The organism is Sulfurimonas sp. (genome assembly GCF_018698455.1).
GTDB lineage: Bacteria > Campylobacterota > Campylobacteria > Campylobacterales > Sulfurimonadaceae > Sulfurimonas.
The window spans coordinates 1-18,171 of the sequence record NZ_JABIOQ010000016.1; the positions used below are offsets into that span (position 1 = coordinate 1).

The following is an 18,171-nucleotide window of genomic DNA, read 5'->3' on the forward strand; positions in this document are numbered from 1 at the left end:
CTTGTTGCTCCTGTGTAGCAAGATACATAACCTTAAAAGCTGAGTCTTCAGTAGGAAAAGAGCCTTTAGATTTAGTCTTTCTTTTTATTGTTGCATTGACAACCCCATACCACTATGGAGTTTCACAATATCACGAACCTGTTTCATAAATATAATCCTCATTACTAACACCTCTGTAGTATGTGGTTTTGGTTCTTTTATGCTATTTGTTGATTAATATTAGGTGCGAAAGTTAAGTAAAGTTTATAATCTTGCTGTTATTTTACCTATATATGTTATTATTATATAAACTCTAGGAGAATGAATGGCCTTAATCAAAAAAGTTTCTATATATGCAGAGAATATTGAAGCACTAAATGAAAATATTAATTTAATAGAACTAGAGAAAGATGCTATTTTAGGTGATTGGCTTAAAAATAAAAATGTTCTAAGTGTTCTTCAATTTTTTTCAATTGATATTGATGATTTTGAGACTTCATATGCCTGTAAAATATTTGATCATTTTATTGATGTTGTCAATAAGCAAGCAGAGATGGGAGTTTGTCTTCCAATAGTAAATTTTTTAAAATTTTATAATTCAAAAAATATTGAGTCCGCAGACCTGTATATATTGTTCGCTGGTTTACGAGAATCAATTATTAGTGTCTTATTTTTAAATAATTTAAATAATTTAAATAAATTTGAATTATACAAGGATGTGTGTTATATATTTGATGAAAATTTTGAGAGAATGCTCAGACTTTATACAAGAACTAGCCTGCAGGTTGAGGAAGAACTGAAAGAGCATAAAGAGATTTTTAATCAGTATAATACTGCCCTTGATAAAAGTGCTTTAGTATCCAAGACTGATATACACGGAATTGTTTCTTATACGAATCAGAAGTTTATAGAAACTAGTGGCTATAGTGAAGAAGAGCTAATTGGCAGTAATCATAATCTGATTAGACATCCCGATATGAAAGATGATTCCTTTAGTGAATTGTGGGAAACCATAACGACGGGTAATGTATTTAGTGGAAATATCAAAAATAAGACGAAAGATGGAACAGTATATTATGTTGATATAACTATTCTTCCACTTTATGATATTGATAAAAATGTAAAAGAGTATTTATCTGTAGCAAATAATGTAACAGAACTTATTCAAGCAAGAAATATAGCTATACAAGCTGAAAAATCTAAAGATATTCTTCTTGAAAAACTCAAAGATTCTAATAAAAATCTTGCAATAGAAACTGCTAAAGTATCTGATTTGAATACTAATTTAGAAGATAGGGTTCATGAAGAAGTTGAAAAAAATAAAATACAGTATGAGCACCTTGTAAAACAGTCTCGCTTGGCTCAAATGGGTGAGATGATTAGTATGATAGCTCATCAATGGAGACAACCTCTCTCAGCAATAAGTGCAACTTCTATGACCATAAGTTTAAAAGCTGACCTAGATAAACTGGATACAGAAACAGCTAAAGATCTCTCGGGTAAAATCTCGACCTATGTACAGCACCTAAGCAGTACGATAGATGATTTTAGAAATTTTTTCAAACCAAATAAAGAGAAAAGTATGAGTACTTACAGTGAGCTCATTGAAAATGTTTTAAGAATTGTAGATCCTTCTTTAAATAGCTTTAATATTAAAATAATTCAAAATCAAAACTGTGAAGCTAAGTTTTATGCTTATCCCAACGAGATAAAGCAAGTAATCTTAAATCTCATCAAAAATGCTGAAGATATGTTAGTAGAAAAAAAGATAGAAGAACCCTGCATCACAATAACAACTTATCAAGAGGATGATAATCTTGTTTTAGAGATTGGAGATAATGGAGGAGGAGTACCAGAAGAACTTTTAGCTAAGATTTTTGACCCTTATTTTTCAACAAAAACTAATAAAGATGGGACAGGTATTGGCCTTTATATGTCAAAAACGATTATAAATGAGCATTGTGATGGCTTATTGTCAGTGTCAAATAATGCCCAAGGTGCCATTTTTAAAATACAACTAAAGGGAAGCCATGAGTAATATGTCCGATATAATTAAATTTTCTAAAACACTTAAGCTTTTGTATGTCGAAGATCATAGAGAAGCTAGAGACGCTATGCTGCAAGTGCTTAATGAATTTTTTGATGACATAACAATTGCATTTGATGGCGAGGATGGTTTGGACAAATTTCAATCTAATAAGATTGATCTAATTATAACAGATGTAAATATGCCAAAAATGGACGGTCTTCTTATGGTAGAAAAAATAAGAAGTACTACTACTACTAATACAAAAATACCAGTAATTGTACTTTCTGCTTTTAATGAAACAGATTATTTTTTACAAAGTATTCGAATTGGAGTAGAAGGGTATCTTCTAAAACCTATAGAACTAGCACAATTTATGAATATTTTAAACAAGGTTGTTTCAAGGCTAATGCTAGTCGAAGAGTCTAGAAAAAATGAAAATATATTAAAACAATATAAAGAAATAACTGATAAAAGTTCTATTGTCTCTATTATTGGAGTAGATGGTAAAATCAAATATGCAAATGATGCTTTTTATGCCATGTCTGAGTATACAAAAGAAGAAGTTATTGGTACGCCTTATAACTCTATTGAGAATTACAGTGGAGGTAAAGTAGTTGGTGAAACTATTTTTAACACTTTACTCGTTCAAAAAGAAATATGGCAAGGTATACTTCAATTTACTTCTAAGAATGGTAAAGTTAATTACTTAAAGACTACAATAAAACCAATAACTGATAAAGAGAATAGTATTGTAGAATTTATTGTATTGAGAGATAATATCACTGAAATAATGAATCCAAAAAAACAACTACTTGATGCCATTAAAAACTTAAAAGAGCCTGTGGTTGTATATATAAAGATAGAAGAATTTCATACCATAGAAGAATTTTATGATCATGAAACTGTAGAAAAAATTCAAGATAAAACTAAAAAATATTTACAAGATGCTATAAAAGGCTATTGCAATATTAGCAAAGTATATAAACTTGGGAATGGAGAGTATGCAATGACAAGTGAAAAAGCCTTGTGTATGCCTCAGAAGAAAGCTTTCATATCAAAACTTAAAGAATTTCAAGCATTAACACGAAATAATAAGGTAAATATCGGTGTAGTTGATTACGACATATCAATCATCATTAGTGTTGCCTTTGAAAATGATAATATTTTTCAAAGTGCTAAACTAGGAATCAATGAACTCCTAAAGAGTAAACAAAACTTTATCATAGCCAACGATTATGCTCGGAAAGAACACGATAAAGCAGAAAAAAATATGCAAACTATTTCAATGGTAAAAGAGGCTATAGATAATAATAGAATAGTTTCATACTACCAAGCCATTATAGATAACAAAACTCAAAAAGCTGTCAAGTATGAGTCACTTGTAAGACTGATAAAAGACGATGGAGAAGTTTTATCACCTTATTTCTTTTTAGATGTAGCAAAAAGAGGTAAATACTACTCTCAAATCACAGATATCGTTTTAATAAACTCTTTTAACGCACTCAAGTACACAGATACCGATATTTCAATAAATTTATCGGCGATAGATATTGAAAAAGAATCTACAAGAGTAACTATATTTAACTTGTTGTCACAAAATAGTGAGAAAAGTCATAGAGTAGTTTTTGAGTTACTAGAAGATGAAAGTGTTAAAAATATGCAAACTATGAAAGAGTTCATCAGGGATGTAAAAAAGTTTGGAGTAAAGATAGCTATAGATGACTTTGGAACTGGTTACTCAAACTTCGAACGACTTCTTGATTATCAACCAGATATATTAAAAATTGATGGATCACTTGTAAAAAACATAGTTACTGACCCTTATTCTCTTAATGTACTTGAAACTATCATCACATTTGCAAAAAAAGAAAAACTACAAGTCATTGCCGAATTTGTTGAAAATGAAGAAATATTTAACATTATAAATGCCCTTGGTATCGACTTCTCGCAAGGTTACTATTTTGCGAAACCAGAACCACTAGAATCCATAAGTAAGTAAATCAAGTAGTCCTTTTGGCTATAAAATGACAGATATAGAGCTGATTCTAACACGATAAAATAGTATTTATAATATAATACAGATGAAATTTTTATAAAGGTATTTTATTTATGAATAGCATTAGCTTTCTCGTTAAACTTTTTTTACTGTTTCTTCTTCTTATTGAGACATTTAGAACCATCTTTATAGTTTACTATTGGGATAAACTTCAAGTAGCTAGTTCTCCTTTAACAGAGACACTTCTTTCTTATGTAAATGCGATGAGTTTAGATATAGCAACTGCCTCGATTTTAGTCGTCATTCCATGGTTACTACTGAGTATAAACACTCTTTTTTACTCGTGTTTGATTAAAGTACTTTTATTTATATATACATTTAGTATTATCATTTTTTCTACATTTATATATATTGCAGAACTTGGAATATATAATGAATGGGAAGAAAAACCTACTTTTAAAATTTTCACTTACCTCAAGCATCCAGATGAAGCAATAGCTTCAAATCCTTTAGTTTATACACTTATGCTGAGTGCTATTTTAATCATTTCACTTTGGGCTTTTTATAAATTGACTCGTCGTGTTTACAGTACTTATAACTTAAATGTGAAAATAAACTATAAAGTAACAGCTTTTTTTATTCTAGTCTTACCAATAGTTATATTTTTGGGGGCTCGTGGCGGTACGAAAGAGATACCAATCTCACAAAGCAGTGTCTATTTCTCCAAACACAAGGTTTATAACGATGTTGCAATAAGTACTGTATATAATTTTTTGCACAGTATCACCGAAAACCAATCAATTATTGATGGAAAAAATTCTTATAAAATAGAACTTGATGAAAAGATTAAAAAGATTATTTTAGATGAACTAATGGCAACGCCACAAGCCTGTGAAAGTGAGAAAATACTTACTATATCACGTCCAAACATCGTTTTAGTAATTTGGGAGAGTCTCGCTGGTGATTTTATTAAAAATGAGAAATACCAAGAAGTTATTCCAAATATTATGAGTATGTCAAAAGAGGGTATTTTATTTACAAAAGCATACTCGTCTGCGACTCTTTCACATGAAGGGTTACCATCGATATTTTCAGGGTGGCCAGCACTTGCTGGAACATATATAACAAACCTTCCTTCGAAATTTTATAAGCTTCCATTTATTACACAAAGTCTTAAATCTGAAGGTTATGCAAGCATGTTTCTTTTTGGTGGACAGCTTCGTTATGGAAACTTGACATCATACATGTATGGAAATGGTTTTGATATTATAGAAGAAAACTCAGATATACAGATGAGTAATGACAAAGAAGGAGTACTCGGCTTTCATGATGGATATATGCTTGAATATCTTAAGCAAAAAACTTCTAAACTTAAAGAACCATTTTTAAGTTCTATATTTACAGTGAGTTCTCACTCTCCATATGATCAACCCATGGAAGATGTAATAGAATGGGGTGTTTCAGATAAAGGCTACTTAAACTCAATCTATTATACAGATAAGTCCATAGGTGAGTTTATAAAAAGTGTTAAGAAAGAATCTTGGTATAAAAACACACTTTTTATTTTTGTGGCTGATCATGCGCACCATACCCCTATGGCTTGGAGTAGGGCAGATAAACATTGGCATCATATACCAATGCTCTTTTATGGGGATGTTATAAAAGAAAAGTATAGAGGTGTTTCTATTGATAAAATAGTTTCTCAGCGAGATATTCCCGCAACACTGCTTTCTCAATTAGATATAGATCACAGTAAGTTTGAGTGGAGCAGAGATATTCTTTGTAAAGGGTATAAAGAAAATGCCTATATTATGAATAAGAATGGTTTTGGGCTCATAACGAATAAAGGTAGTTTGACTTATGACTTAAAAGAAAGTCGAGTTATTTATGAAGATATGAATAGCTCAGGCTTAAGGTTAAAGGGTAATGTTTACATGGAAAAACTACTTCAAACATACTTAGACTATTAAAAGGTATAATATTTATTGTGGTATTATAAGGAAATTATAATTTTGTATAAGGTTTTGTAAATGGATTTAGGTACGGTCATTGGTATAGTTTTAATTGTAGTTCTTTTGATGGGAGCTATGACCATGGGTGTTGGTGTTGGAGCATATATAGATATTCCATCAGTTCTCATCGTTGTTGGTGGTAGTATCGGGGCATTAATGGTTTCGTTTAAGCCATCACAAATGAAGTCTTTTGCAAAGATCTTTATGAAGGCAATTAAGCCAGGTGAAGAAGACACTGGAGAACTTATTAAAAAGCTAGTAGAATTTGCAACAAAAGCAAGAAAAGATGGTATTCTTTCTCTTGAAGGCGATGTTAATAATGAAGAAAATGAGTTTTTGAAAAAAGGCCTTTCGATGGCTATAGATGGAAGTGAACCTGATACTATCCGTGAACTTTTAGAGATAGAACTAGAACAGACAAGTGCAAGACATAACGTGCATAGTGGTATTTTTAAGGAGTGGGCAGGACTTGCTGGAGCAATGGGTATGGTTGGTACACTTATTGGACTTGTTGCAATGCTACTAAACATGGCTGATCCTTCAGCAATTGGTCCATCAATGGCAGTTGCCTTACTTACTACGATGTATGGTGCTATTATTGGAAATGTGTTGGGAACACCAATCTATAATATTTTATCAATTAGAAATAATGAAGAGAGTATGATACGAGAGATGATTATCTCTGGAATTATGTCTATCCAATCGGGCGATGCTCCACGTGTGCTTGAGGCAAAACTTCTTGCTTACTTAGCACCAAATGACCGTGTTAGTCAGTTTGATTAAAAAGAAGATAATAGATGGCTAAAAATAAATGTCCGGACTGTCCAGAATGTCTACCAGGGTGGCTTGCTGCATTTGGGGACTTGATGTCTCTTCTCTTATGTTTCTTTGTTTTACTCCTTTCAATGAGTAGTATGGATACAAAAAAAATCTCTGAAGCAATCGGTTCACTTTCTGGTGCGATGAGTGTTTTAGAGGGTGGAATTAAAACTGAAGTTTCAAGAAGGCGTATCCAAGAATCGACACCAATTGAGGTTCAAGATGAGACAGTTGAAGTTGTGAACCGTGTACAGCAGGCTGCTGCTGATGCGAATGAACTGATGGAACAGTCACAAAACCCTGCTATTTCAGTAGAAGAAGCCCAAGAAGGTTTTGTTATAGAACTTCCCTCAGCACTTTTATTTAAACCTGGCAGTGCAACTATTGAAAACCAAGATTCACTTCTTTTTTTAAAACGTATAGCTTTAATTATAGAAGAATTACCTAATGTGATGCAAGTGAGTGTTCAAGGTCATACTGATAACTCTGGACCAGGAGCAAATAGTCCATTTAAAGATAACTGGGAACTTTCAACTGCTCGAGCTATCTCTGTTTTACATGAACTACTTTTAGACGGTGTGGAACCTAAAAGAATAAGTGCTTCTGGATATGCTGAGCATCAACCAATTTCAACAAATGTAACAGAGAGTGGACGCGAAAAAAATCGTCGAGTTGAGCTTCATTTCTTTGCTAAAAAGAATGAAAATGATGTAAAGATTGACACTTCAGTTCTTGATAAGAATATTGCTAAATAATGATTAAAGTAATTTTACTTCTTCTATCTTTAGCTTCACTTCTTGGTGGAGCAGAAAGTGTTACGATACCTACCATGAATTTTGAGCTGTCTGCTCCAAATTCGCCACAACAGTTAGTATCGTCCCTGAATGTTTTAGTCCTTTTAACACTTCTTTTTCTAGCGCCTTCTATGATATTGGTTATGACTACTTTTACACGTTTTGTTATAGTGTTAGGGTTTTTACGTCAGGCTATGGGAACACAGCAGGTCCCTCCTACACAACTTCTTGTTATGCTAGCAATGATTTTGACATTTTTTGTGATGGAGCCTATTGGCACAAAAGCTTATGAAAGTGGAATTAAGCCATATATAGCAGAAGAAATAGGCTATGAAGAAGCATTTGCTAAAAGTGTCTTACCTTTTAAAAACTTTATGATTAGAAATACTAGAGAAAAAGATTTAGCACTTTTTTTCCGTATTAGAAAGATGGAAAATCCAGGAACTGTTGCAGATGTTCCTCTTTCTATAATTATTCCTGCCTTTGTAATAAGTGAGATGAAAACCGCATTTGAAATAGGTTTTTTGATTTTCTTACCATTCTTAGTGATAGATATGGTTGTTGCCTCTATTCTTATGTCTATGGGTATGATGATGCTCCCTCCTGTAATGATATCTCTTCCATTTAAAATACTTGTTTTTGTCCTCATTGATGGGTGGACTCTTCTTATTGGTAACCTTATAGCGAGTATAAAATGATATGTAAACATTTTGGAGAGTGTGGTGCTTGTCGCCTTTATGAAACGGGATATGATGGGCAATTAAATGAGAAACTCTTACTTAACCAAGAGCGCTTTTCACCTTTTTATAAGGGTGATATAACACTCTTTACTTCACCAGAGGATCACTACCGTTCTCGTAGTGAGTTTAAACTTTGGCATGATGGTGATGATATTCGTTATGCAATGAACCATGTAGATAAAACAAATGTTGTTTTCATCGAAGAATGTCCTCAAGTAAATGAGCATATAGCAGTATTAATGCCAAAGCTCCTTAAAAGTATAGAAGAAAAAAAGATAGGTTTTAAACTCTTTGGAGTTGATTTTTTGAGTTCAAGCAGTGGGGAAATTGTTATTTCCCTTTTATATCATAGAAGATTAGATGATGAGTGGCAGCTTCTTGCTACTCAAATATCTAATGAACTTGGTATTTATATTATTGGACGCTCTCGTAAACAAAAACTAACTATAGGTCAAGATTATATAACTGAGACTCTTAAAATAGACGATAGTAGCTATAAATTTAATTATATAGAAAATAGTTTTACACAACCAAACCCAAGAGTAAATGAGAAAATGCTTTCATGGGCCATAGATAAGTTTTCAACTACAAAAGGCGATTTACTTGAACTATACTGTGGTGCAGGAAATTTCACTATACCATTTGCAAAATATTTTGATAAAGTTTTAGCTACAGAAATAGCAAAATCGTCTATAAGTGCTGCTAAAGAAAATATGCTCTTAAATGATGTAACAAATATAGAATTTATACGAATGAGTGTTGAAGAATTTGTTGGTGCACTTGATGGGGTGCGAGAGTTTAGACGAATGAAAGATATAGATATAAAAAGCTATCACATTAATAGTATCTTTGTAGATCCCCCTCGCAGTGGTATGGATGAAATATCTTGCAAGTTTGCTTCAAGGTATGAGCACATACTTTATATATCTTGTAACCCTGAAACTTTAGTGAGAGATTTAGATATACTGAGTGAAACTCATGAAGTTGAAGATATGGCACTTTTTGATCAGTTTCCATATACTCACCATGTAGAAGTTGGTGTAAAATTAATAAAAAAAGGAAACTTATGAGGTTTTTACTAATATTGATATTTGTAGTTATAAACTACTTAAATGCGGATGAAATACAGAGAATAGAATCTATAGTGAAAGATATTAGTGAACTTAGAGCTGAATATACAGCTTCTCAAAAAGAACTTTTAATAGAAAAAAATAAAAATAAAAGTCTCAATAAAGAAATTCATAGTCTCAAATTAAAACTCAAACATAATAAGGCACAAACTAAAACCAAAAATGTACTAAAGTGTGTTCCCGAAAAGATTATTGTTACAAAGGTTGTTACTAAAACAATAGTAGAAGATAATAAATTCCCAAAACTTCAAATGAAGAGTGATGAAAATATAGAGACTTTTAAAGCAAGTACATTTCGCTTGAAAAATGAGGCTCTCGTCTATGATGCGATTGCTGGAAACGAGATTTATAAATGGGTAGCTAAAACATCATTTACATCAAACCAACAGACAAAGAAATGGATTAAGGTAACTGGTTACTTTACAAAAAAAGTCTGGGCTAAAGCTGTTGAAGAGATGTGGATAGAGAAAGAAAATATTATTAAAAAAGATAAGAAGTAACTCGATTTTATGAAAAAAATTTTAATAATAAGTAATGGTAGTGTAGGCGAACATTTTATAAAAAGAGTAATAGATACTTACACAAGTGAAAATATATACTATATAGTCCAGTTAAAAGCAAAAAAATATGCGGATGTTAACCCTGCCCGTTTTAAGTTTTATGAGTTTGATCCAACAAGTTTGTATAAACTAGCAAATCTTTTAAAGATGGAGTTTATTCAAGTTTTTATTGTAATGGATAATCAAGTTGATGTTGAAAATAGTATTAAAAATATTCGTTCTATTAAAAAACAGATACGCATCATTGTCTTAAATCAGTGGAACATAGAAAATGAAGATGCTAATGTAGTACTTATAAATTCAAAGGAAATAGTATCTTCCCGTTTTTTAGACTATATGCCAAATGTACCCGTAATTGCCCAAAATGTTGGTCTAGGCGAGGGCGAAATAATGGAAGTTCTTGTTCCCTTTGGAAGTTCTTTTGTTTATAGACATATAGGTGCGATTGAACAGAAAAATTGGCGGATAGTTGCTGTTTATAGAAACAGAAAATTAATAATGCCATCTCGCAGACGTATGATACAACCCAATGACTTACTTGTTCTCATTGGAGAAGCTGCTGTTTTAAAGTCTGTTTACAAATCCATAAAACGCGAAATTGGACAATTTCCTGAACCTTTTGGAACAAACCTTCTTCTTTATATAGATATGAATATAGTGAAACACTCAAGTATTAAAGAACTAGTTCGTCGTTCAATTTATGCACATAAACAGTTTAACCATGACTTAGTAATTAAAGTAACTAATCCTTCTTGCTTAGAGCTTTTGCAGTATATTAAAGAGCAGAGAAGTGTGAATATTATTGTAAAAATAGAGTATGATTATGGTGATTTAAAAAATAAATTTCATAATGATATTAAATATTATCATGTTGGATTAGTTATAGTCTCATGTGAAATGTTTAGTGATTATTATGTTAGAAAAGCACTCTATGAAGCCCATGTTCCTGTGATGAAACTTGCTAATCGTAGGTTTTCAACAATCAAAGATGCTTCATTGATTCTTTCTGGAAACAAAGACTTAGAAAAAGTCTCTGCTACTGTTTTTGATATCTCCGCACAGATGAATTTTAATATTGAATTATATAATTATATGCATGAATTTCAAGATGACAAAGAACAAGTTATTGAACATTACTATACTCTTTCAACTATCTTCTCTAAGACTATTAAAGTACATAAAGAGAATGAAAATCCTCTACGTATTCTTAAAGAAAAAGAGAATTTTGTGCATATTTTACCTTTTACAAAGAAGCTAACAGGAAGAAAAATATACTCCTTTTTCTCTACAGATAGTGAAAGACTTTACTATAAACTTGACGATTATCATCAAATATTTATACCTGTACAAGTGTGATTTAGCAGTTTTTTAGTAAAAATAAAGTATTATCTAAGATATTATAAATTTTGGATAAATTATGCAAGTACACATTTCCCTCAAACAAGTAGTAGACAATTCATACAACATAACAATTGATACTTTACATGAAGTATATTACGATACAAAAGTTGCGATAATAACCAACCCAAAAGTTGCAGGACTCCATCTTTCATATTTGCTTTCAAAGGTAAGTGCTAAAGAACTTTACATTATTACAGTTCCCGATGGAGAAGAGTACAAAAACCAAGACTCTATCAATACTATTTTGGAATCTCTTTTTAACCATAAATTTAACCGTAAATCATTACTCATCGCTTTGGGTGGTGGTGTTATAGGTGATATGACAGGGTATGCTGCAAGTATTTATCAGCGTGGAATTGATTTTGTTCAAGTTCCAACGACACTTCTTTCTCAAGTTGATGCTAGTGTTGGTGGAAAGACAGGTATGAATAACTCGTATGGAAAAAATCTTATTGGTGCATTTCACCAACCAGTAGCCGTAAAAATAGACCCTCGTTTTTTAACAACACTTCCTTCTCGTGAGTTTGGAGCAGGAGTTGCTGAAATAGTGAAAATGGCAGTAACTTTTAATAAAGAATTCTTTGACTTTTTACTTACGGCTGATCTTAAAGATACTCAAGTACTTCATGAGGTTATTAAAAAAGCTGTTAGAACTAAAGCAGATGTTGTAGCTCAAGATGAAAAAGAAAATGGCATTCGTGCAGCGCTAAACTACGGACATACTTTTGGGCATGTTGTAGAAAACGAAACAAAGTATAAAAAGTATCTTCATGGAGAGGCCGTTGCTATAGGTATGGTTATGGCAAATGAGACATCTGTGAAGATGGGTTTAATGAGCGAGGCAGAAGCAAATAGTATTAAAGAACTATTACAAAAGTATAATCTCCCAACAGCTTATCAAATCCAAAATAGTGAAAGTTTTTACGAGACATTTTTCTTAGATAAAAAAAGTTCAGATAGCACAGTTACTTTTATTATTCCTGTTGGAATTGGTGGTGTTAAAATAACAAATGAATGTAAGAAATCTTTAGTTATGTCTGTTTTAGACTCTTTTGGAGAATGTTAATATGAAAATTTTATTTGTATTTCTTTTTGTCTTACTGCTAAACACTACTCTTTTTGGTGTAGAAAAAAATGAGATGGAAGCTATATCTGCATCAGACACAAAACTAGAGACAATGCAAATTATTGGAGATTATAAAGAACAACTTGCCGGATTTGAAAAAGATATATCTTCTGAAAATACATGGATTAAAAGTTATGCATCATACCTAACATCAGTAGATGTAAAAAACAACCTTATAAAGATTAGAAAACGAAAAAATTATTTAAAACGATATGCAAAGACGACAAGTGATAAGGATGAACTCAATGCACTTATAGCAAAAGAAAGTATCCTCTCATCCCAGGTTCAAAAACTTAAAGGTACAAGTAGTGCACCATTTTCAGAGCTGATTACCCCTCCAGTGATAGAAGAAATGGAAAAAATCACAAATCCTTTTGACATTTTTACAGGTTTCTCAGTTATAAAAACAATGGATATTAACTTTGAAGAGTATAAGCTAAAACGTGACCACCTAGATACTATCATAGTCCTTTTAATAAAAGAAAATGATATATATAAAAAACTACAAGAGTTAGATACAGCTAATGATTATACAGAAATTAGAAAATATAAACAGGTACAGTTAGAAAGATTTGAAACAGCACTTGATACGATTAATGTAACATTGGATGTATATGAAAAAAGACTAGAACTTGTTGAAGTTGGTATAAATAAAGGGATAGAAAAACAAGTATATAGACTTGCTAAAATTGGAATAGTCATACTATTTGTCTTTGTTTTCTTTTTTCTTATTAAACTTGTAATTAAGAGATATATTACAGATAATGAACGTTTTTATATGGCGAATAAAATCATTACATTTACAAACTTTATCATTATTATATTAATTCTCTTTTTTAACTATATTGAGAATGCAAGTTATCTTGTGACTATTTTAGGTTTTGCATCGGCTGGTATCGCCATTGCCATGAAAGACCTATTTATGAGTATGCTTGGATGGCTCGTTATCGTTATAGGTGGAAGTTTTCATGTTGGTGATAGAATTCGTGTAGATATGGATGGTATGAAGTATGTTGGAGATATCATGGATATTTCACTTCTTCGTATGACACTATTTGAAGATATAACACTTACTTCTATTTTAGATAACAGACGAGCTGGCAGAATCATAATGGTGCCAAATAATTATGTTTTTACTAAGATGATAGCCAACTATTCACACGGCTCACTTAAAACCGTATGGGATGGAGTGAGTATCACTATCACTTTTGATTCTAACCATAAAAAAGCGATGCACATAGCTAAGGAAGCCGCTAAGAAGTTTTCAAAAGGTTATACAGACATTACAAGAAAACAGTTAAATAAACTAAGAGAACATTACAGTCTTAAAAATACTAATGTTGAACCTAGAATTTACTCTTTCATTAAGGAAAATGGAATTGAAGTAGAAGCATGGTACTTAACGAATGCTTATGCAACATTGACTTTACGAAGTGTTATTTCACTTGAAATTGTTGCTGCTTTTAACAAAGAGGATGATATTACAATAGCATATCCAACACAGAGACTTTTTATGCAAAACAAAGAAAAGCTAACACCTCCTTTTAATGAAACAGAGTTAGTAAAATGATAAAAAAAAAGGTTTACTTTAAAACTTTTGGATGTCGTACAAACATCTATGACTCTCAGGTAATGATGCGTTCTATGAAAGAGTATGAGATTACTGAAAATGAGAGTGAGGCGGATGCAATAGTCATAAACTCTTGTACTGTTACTAATGGAGCCGATACACATGTTCGCTCATATATCTCAGGTGTAGAAAAAAGTGGTAATGAAGCGAAGCTTTTTTTAACGGGATGTGGTGCTCACACTAAAGGAGAATCCCTCTTAAAGGAAAAGCGAATACATGGTGTTTTTGGACAGAGTGAAAAGCAAAAGATAGATACCCTTTTAGCAGAGGAAAAACCATTTTATGAGATTGGAGATCTAAACTACATTGATGATGTAATCGTTAATGAGTTTGTTGGAAAGAGTAGGGCATTTATTAAAATTCAAGAGGGTTGTAACTTTCGTTGTTCTTACTGTATTATTCCTTTTGTTCGTGGTGATGCTAGAAGTATGAGCGAGAGTAGAATTTTAGAACAAATCTCGACCTTGGCGATTAATGGTTTTGGTGAGTTTATACTTACCGGAACTAATGTTGGTTCTTATGGACAAGATACTAAAACGTCATTAGCAACACTTATGAAAAAAATATCGCTAATTCGTGGTGTGCGTCGTATTCGACTTGGGAGTGTTGAACCTATTCAGATAAGTGATGAGTTTAAAGAGATACTGGGTGAACCATGGTTAGAAAGACATATGCATATAGCACTCCAACACACATCTCCTACAATGCTCAAAGTTATGAATAGAAGAAATGTTTATAAACAAGATAAAGAACTCTTTGAACTTTTAGCAGATAAAGGTTTTGCAGTAGGGACAGACTTTATTACAGGGCATCCTGGTGAGAGTGAAGATATATGGAAAGAGGCTATTAACAACGCAAGAGAGTTACCTCTAACTCACCTTCATGCCTTTACATACTCTAAACGCGATGGTACACCTTCGGCTACTATGAAGCCAGAGGTAAATGGTAAACTGGCGAAAGAGAGACTTCATGAAATTCAAGATATAGTGAATGAAAAAAATCTAGCATTTAGAAGAGCTTTTAGTGGAGAACTTGATATACTTGTCGAGTCTAAAAAAGATGGACTCTATCATGGAATAGACCAGCACTTTAACAAAATTATTATTGACTCAAAAGAAGATTTAGTTGGTAACTGGGTCAGTGTACAGAACTATAAAGTAAAAGAGGATTGTAACTATGCTAACATCTAAAACAAACCGTATATCTTTATATATTTCGGCAATTATTATTACATTGTTGGTACTTTTTGCACTTCTTAGAGATAACTCTGAGTCTATTACACTTGCTCAAGCTAATAGCATTTTAAATGATAAAAGTGTTGAAAAAGTAGTCTATTCAAAAGACTATGTTTATTTAAGTACCCAGCATAAATACTTTAAAATAGCCTCTTCTCAAGTAACCCCTGAAATGTTTGTAGATTATAATGTAGAAATGAAAAGTGAATCAAATATTTTACTTTATATCTTATCATTAATCCTCCTTTTAGGTTTAGGAACACTAATCCTACGTTTTTTACAAAAGAATGAGGGATTGACTTTTTTTACTGGACTGAGTCAAACTACTACTGATAACTCTGATACGAATACATCTGTAATAGAAGCTACAAAAAGTGATGTAAGTTTTAGTGATATTGGTGGAATAAGTGATGTCAAAATAGAGCTTGAAGAGATAATAGACTTTATGAAAAATCCTAAACGCTATAAAAACTTTGGAGCACGTATGCCACGAGGTGTTCTTTTAGTTGGTCCTCCAGGTGTTGGAAAAACTATGATAGCTAAGGCTGTGGCTTATGAGGCTGGTGTACCATTTTACTATCAAAGTGGTGCATCTTTTGTTCAGATATATGTTGGAATGGGTGCAAAACGAGTCCATGAACTTTTTGCTGCAGCTAAAAAGAATGCACCAAGTATTATTTTTATAGATGAAATTGATGCTGTTGGTAAAAAACGCGGTGGCGAGAGAAGTGATGAAAGAGAATCTACTCTGAATCAACTACTTACAGAAATGGATGGTTTTGAGGGTTCTAGCGGTGTTATAGTTATAGCAGCAACAAACAAGATAGATGTTCTTGACTCAGCTTTACTACGTGCTGGAAGATTTGATAGGCGAGTCTTTGTTGAACTTCCAACTAAACGCGAACGCGAATCCATTTTAGAGAAGTACTTAGTTAAAGTTCCTCATGACCTTGATGTGAAAACTATAGCAAATATGACAATTGGCTTCAATGGTGCATCCTTAGCTGCACTTGTAAATGAAGCTGCCCTTTTATCACTTCGTCAAAATGATTTTCAAGTTACAGAAGAGCATTTTTATCAGGTAAAAGATAAGGTTATTTTTGGAAAGAAAAAACTTCAGATACTTAGTGATAAACAAAAAGAGTATCGTGTTACATATCAAGCTGCTAAAGTTATTCTAGCTACATATTTTAATTTTACATTTGAAAAACTAATGCTTTCAAATGAAAAATTAACTCCTGTGGGAGACGAACAATTTATAAAACATGAATTAGAGTCACAAGTGAGAATGCTTTTAGCTGGTATGGTTGCGTGTAATATAAAATATGATGAACACTCAAGTAGTGCAAAGGGTGACCTAGGTGAAGCAAAAGAAATAGTGCAAAAAATGTGTCAAGAGTATGGAATGGGTGAAACTCTTTTAGGTGATACTCATGAAGAAAAGAGAGTACTAGAGAGACTTTTCGCAGAGACAAGCGAGTTACTTGGTTCTATGCCTAAACTAGTAGACAGAGTAGAAGAAATATTAGTGGAACGCGAGAGTATCAGTAAAGCAGAAGTAATAAAGTTAATAAATGAAATTTTATAGTGGCTTTTCTTTGCAAAATGAACAGTATCTTTTTACAGAGTATATAGATAGCAGTGAGTATACTGTATGTGGTTTTAGTTATGGTGGAATACATGCTCTGAACACAACAGTAGAAATGCTTAAATCTTTTAAAAGAGTAGATAGACTCCAACTTTTTTCTCCAACTTTTTTTCAGAGTAGGGATGTTAAATTTCACCGACTCCAATTGATGAGTTACAAGAAGAACAAAGAAAACTATATGCAACAATTCTTAGCAGCTTGTTTCAAACCACATGAGCAAAAAGATGTAGAGACTATAGATACTGATATATCTGAACTAGAAGAACTATTAGGATATGAGTGGTCTATGGAGTCTTTAAAAGAGATCCAAAACAGTGGTGTAAAAATAGAAGTTTACCTTGGTGGAAAAGATAGTATTATCGATGTAAACGCAGCTAAAGAATTATTTTTAGAAGTTGCTACTGTGACATATATAAATAACGCAAATCATTTTTTGCAAATCAGTTAAGGAAAAAATATGAGTGATATAAAAATAGGTGTAATAACAGCAAGTGATAGAGCGAGCAAAGGTATATATGAAGATATCTCTGGTGTTGCAATTCAAGACACTATGAAAGACTACCTTGAGAGTGAGTTTGAAATAGTGTATAGATGTATTCCTGATGAGCAAGATATACTTGAAAACACCATGAAAGAACTTTGTGATAAAGAAGGATGTTGCCTAGTTGTGACTACGGGTGGAACAGGTCCTGCACTTCGTGATGTAACTCCAGAAGCAACTGAAAATGTATGTGAGAAAATGATGCCTGGTTTTGGTGAACTTATGCGTCAAGTGAGCTTACAGTATGTTCCAACAGCTATACTCTCTCGTCAAACAGCAGGTATACGAGGTAACTCACTTATTATAAATCTTCCAGGAAAACCAAAGTCTATAAGAGAATGCTTAGATGCAGTTTTTCCAGCAGTACCTTACTGCATTGATTTAATTGAAGGACCATTTATAAAGACTAACGAATCAGTAATAAAAGCATTCAGACCAAAGGCAAAGTAATTGCAAGTGCATAGTCTTGGATAAAACCTTCTTCTAATAAAAAATTCCATTATGCCCCTTTATAATTGTGTCTAAATAAAC

General features: G+C 32.3%; 15 protein-coding genes. All 15 read left to right on the forward strand.

What is annotated here, in order from left to right:
* Positions 1 to 304: 304 nt before the first annotated feature.
* The 15 genes from HOG88_RS02420 to mog all read left to right on the forward strand — a co-directional run bounded on the left by HOG88_RS02420 (position 305) and on the right by mog (position 18,090).
* The gene (locus HOG88_RS02420) at positions 305 to 2,017 is read left to right on the forward strand and encodes an ATP-binding protein (RefSeq protein ID WP_295002758.1); all 1,713 of its coding nucleotides are present in this window, start codon (positions 305 to 307) and stop codon (positions 2,015 to 2,017) included.
* A gap of 1 nt (position 2,018) precedes the next feature.
* A complete protein-coding gene (locus tag HOG88_RS02425; protein WP_295002760.1) occupies positions 2,019 to 4,007 on the forward strand; it encodes an EAL domain-containing protein in 1,989 nt (662 codons plus the stop codon).
* A gap of 110 nt (positions 4,008 to 4,117) precedes the next feature.
* Entirely contained in the window at positions 4,118 to 5,974 is a 1,857-nt protein-coding gene (locus HOG88_RS02430; RefSeq protein ID WP_295002762.1) for an LTA synthase family protein, read from the forward strand.
* A 60-nt stretch (positions 5,975 to 6,034) separates the two neighbouring features.
* On the forward strand, positions 6,035 to 6,799 hold the full coding sequence (locus tag HOG88_RS02435; RefSeq protein ID WP_295002764.1) for a MotA/TolQ/ExbB proton channel family protein: 765 nt from the start codon (positions 6,035 to 6,037) through the stop codon (positions 6,797 to 6,799).
* A gap of 14 nt (positions 6,800 to 6,813) precedes the next feature.
* Positions 6,814 to 7,590, forward strand: a complete 777-nt coding sequence (locus HOG88_RS02440) for an OmpA family protein (RefSeq protein WP_295002766.1) — start codon at positions 6,814 to 6,816, stop codon at positions 7,588 to 7,590.
* Positions 7,590 to 8,327 (forward strand): flagellar type III secretion system pore protein FliP, encoded by a 738-nt coding sequence (gene fliP / locus HOG88_RS02445; protein WP_295002768.1) that lies wholly within the window; start codon positions 7,590 to 7,592, stop codon positions 8,325 to 8,327. The genes HOG88_RS02440 and fliP overlap by 1 nt, the downstream gene beginning before the upstream one ends.
* Positions 8,324 to 9,439, forward strand: coding sequence for a tRNA (uridine(54)-C5)-methyltransferase TrmA (trmA, locus tag HOG88_RS02450; protein ID WP_295002770.1), 1,116 nt, complete (start codon positions 8,324 to 8,326; stop codon positions 9,437 to 9,439). The genes fliP and trmA overlap by 4 nt, the downstream gene beginning before the upstream one ends.
* Positions 9,436 to 9,999 carry a hypothetical protein gene (locus HOG88_RS02455; RefSeq protein WP_295002772.1) on the forward strand — a complete coding sequence of 188 codons (564 nt, stop codon included), beginning with the start codon at positions 9,436 to 9,438 and terminating at the stop codon, positions 9,997 to 9,999. The genes trmA and HOG88_RS02455 overlap by 4 nt, the downstream gene beginning before the upstream one ends.
* A 9-nt stretch (positions 10,000 to 10,008) precedes the next feature.
* Positions 10,009 to 11,415, forward strand: a complete 1,407-nt coding sequence (locus HOG88_RS02460; RefSeq protein WP_295002774.1) for a COG3400 family protein — start codon at positions 10,009 to 10,011, stop codon at positions 11,413 to 11,415.
* 61 nt (positions 11,416 to 11,476) lie between these two features.
* Complete coding sequence (gene aroB / locus HOG88_RS02465; protein ID WP_295002777.1) at positions 11,477 to 12,526, forward strand: 3-dehydroquinate synthase; 1,050 nt, start codon at positions 11,477 to 11,479, stop codon at positions 12,524 to 12,526.
* A gap of 1 nt (position 12,527) precedes the next feature.
* A complete protein-coding gene (locus HOG88_RS02470; protein WP_295002780.1) occupies positions 12,528 to 14,156 on the forward strand; it encodes a mechanosensitive ion channel domain-containing protein in 1,629 nt (542 codons plus the stop codon).
* Entirely contained in the window at positions 14,153 to 15,406 is a 1,254-nt protein-coding gene (gene mtaB / locus HOG88_RS02475; RefSeq protein ID WP_295002782.1) for a tRNA (N(6)-L-threonylcarbamoyladenosine(37)-C(2))-methylthiotransferase MtaB, read from the forward strand. Before HOG88_RS02470 ends, mtaB begins: the two co-directional genes overlap by 4 nt.
* Positions 15,393 to 17,039 carry an AAA family ATPase gene (locus HOG88_RS02480; protein WP_295002784.1) on the forward strand — a complete coding sequence of 549 codons (1,647 nt, stop codon included), beginning with the start codon at positions 15,393 to 15,395 and terminating at the stop codon, positions 17,037 to 17,039. Before mtaB ends, HOG88_RS02480 begins: the two co-directional genes overlap by 14 nt.
* On the forward strand, positions 17,026 to 17,547 hold the full coding sequence (gene bioV, locus HOG88_RS02485) for a pimelyl-ACP methyl ester esterase BioV (protein WP_295002786.1): 522 nt from the start codon (positions 17,026 to 17,028) through the stop codon (positions 17,545 to 17,547). The genes HOG88_RS02480 and bioV overlap by 14 nt, the downstream gene beginning before the upstream one ends.
* Before the next feature lie 9 nt (positions 17,548 to 17,556).
* Positions 17,557 to 18,090: a molybdopterin adenylyltransferase gene (gene mog, locus HOG88_RS02490; protein WP_295002788.1), complete on the forward strand. Its 534-nt coding sequence runs from the start codon at positions 17,557 to 17,559 to the stop codon at positions 18,088 to 18,090.
* The last annotated feature ends 81 nt before the right edge of the window (positions 18,091 to 18,171 follow it).

What these genes read in the sequence shown, in the direction of transcription:
- HOG88_RS02435 (WP_295002764.1), top strand. Translation starts at nt 6,035, where the DNA reads ATGGATTTAGGTACGGTCATTGGTATAGTTTTAATTGTAGTTCTTTTG.
- trmA (WP_295002770.1), top strand. Translation starts at nt 8,324, where the DNA reads ATGATATGTAAACATTTTGGAGAGTGTGGTGCTTGTCGCCTTTATGAA.
- HOG88_RS02425 (WP_295002760.1), top strand. Translation starts at nt 2,019, where the DNA reads ATGTCCGATATAATTAAATTTTCTAAAACACTTAAGCTTTTGTATGTC.
- HOG88_RS02470 (WP_295002780.1), top strand. Translation starts at nt 12,528, where the DNA reads ATGAAAATTTTATTTGTATTTCTTTTTGTCTTACTGCTAAACACTACT.
- HOG88_RS02440 (WP_295002766.1), top strand. Translation starts at nt 6,814, where the DNA reads ATGGCTAAAAATAAATGTCCGGACTGTCCAGAATGTCTACCAGGGTGG.
- HOG88_RS02420 (WP_295002758.1), top strand. Translation starts at nt 305, where the DNA reads ATGGCCTTAATCAAAAAAGTTTCTATATATGCAGAGAATATTGAAGCA.
- fliP (WP_295002768.1), top strand. Translation starts at nt 7,590, where the DNA reads ATGATTAAAGTAATTTTACTTCTTCTATCTTTAGCTTCACTTCTTGGT.
- mtaB (WP_295002782.1), top strand. Translation starts at nt 14,153, where the DNA reads ATGATAAAAAAAAAGGTTTACTTTAAAACTTTTGGATGTCGTACAAAC.
- HOG88_RS02455 (WP_295002772.1), top strand. Translation starts at nt 9,436, where the DNA reads ATGAGGTTTTTACTAATATTGATATTTGTAGTTATAAACTACTTAAAT.
- aroB (WP_295002777.1), top strand. Translation starts at nt 11,477, where the DNA reads ATGCAAGTACACATTTCCCTCAAACAAGTAGTAGACAATTCATACAAC.
- bioV (WP_295002786.1), top strand. Translation starts at nt 17,026, where the DNA reads ATGAAATTTTATAGTGGCTTTTCTTTGCAAAATGAACAGTATCTTTTT.
- mog (WP_295002788.1), top strand. Translation starts at nt 17,557, where the DNA reads ATGAGTGATATAAAAATAGGTGTAATAACAGCAAGTGATAGAGCGAGC.
- HOG88_RS02460 (WP_295002774.1), top strand. Translation starts at nt 10,009, where the DNA reads ATGAAAAAAATTTTAATAATAAGTAATGGTAGTGTAGGCGAACATTTT.
- HOG88_RS02430 (WP_295002762.1), top strand. Translation starts at nt 4,118, where the DNA reads ATGAATAGCATTAGCTTTCTCGTTAAACTTTTTTTACTGTTTCTTCTT.
- HOG88_RS02480 (WP_295002784.1), top strand. Translation starts at nt 15,393, where the DNA reads ATGCTAACATCTAAAACAAACCGTATATCTTTATATATTTCGGCAATT.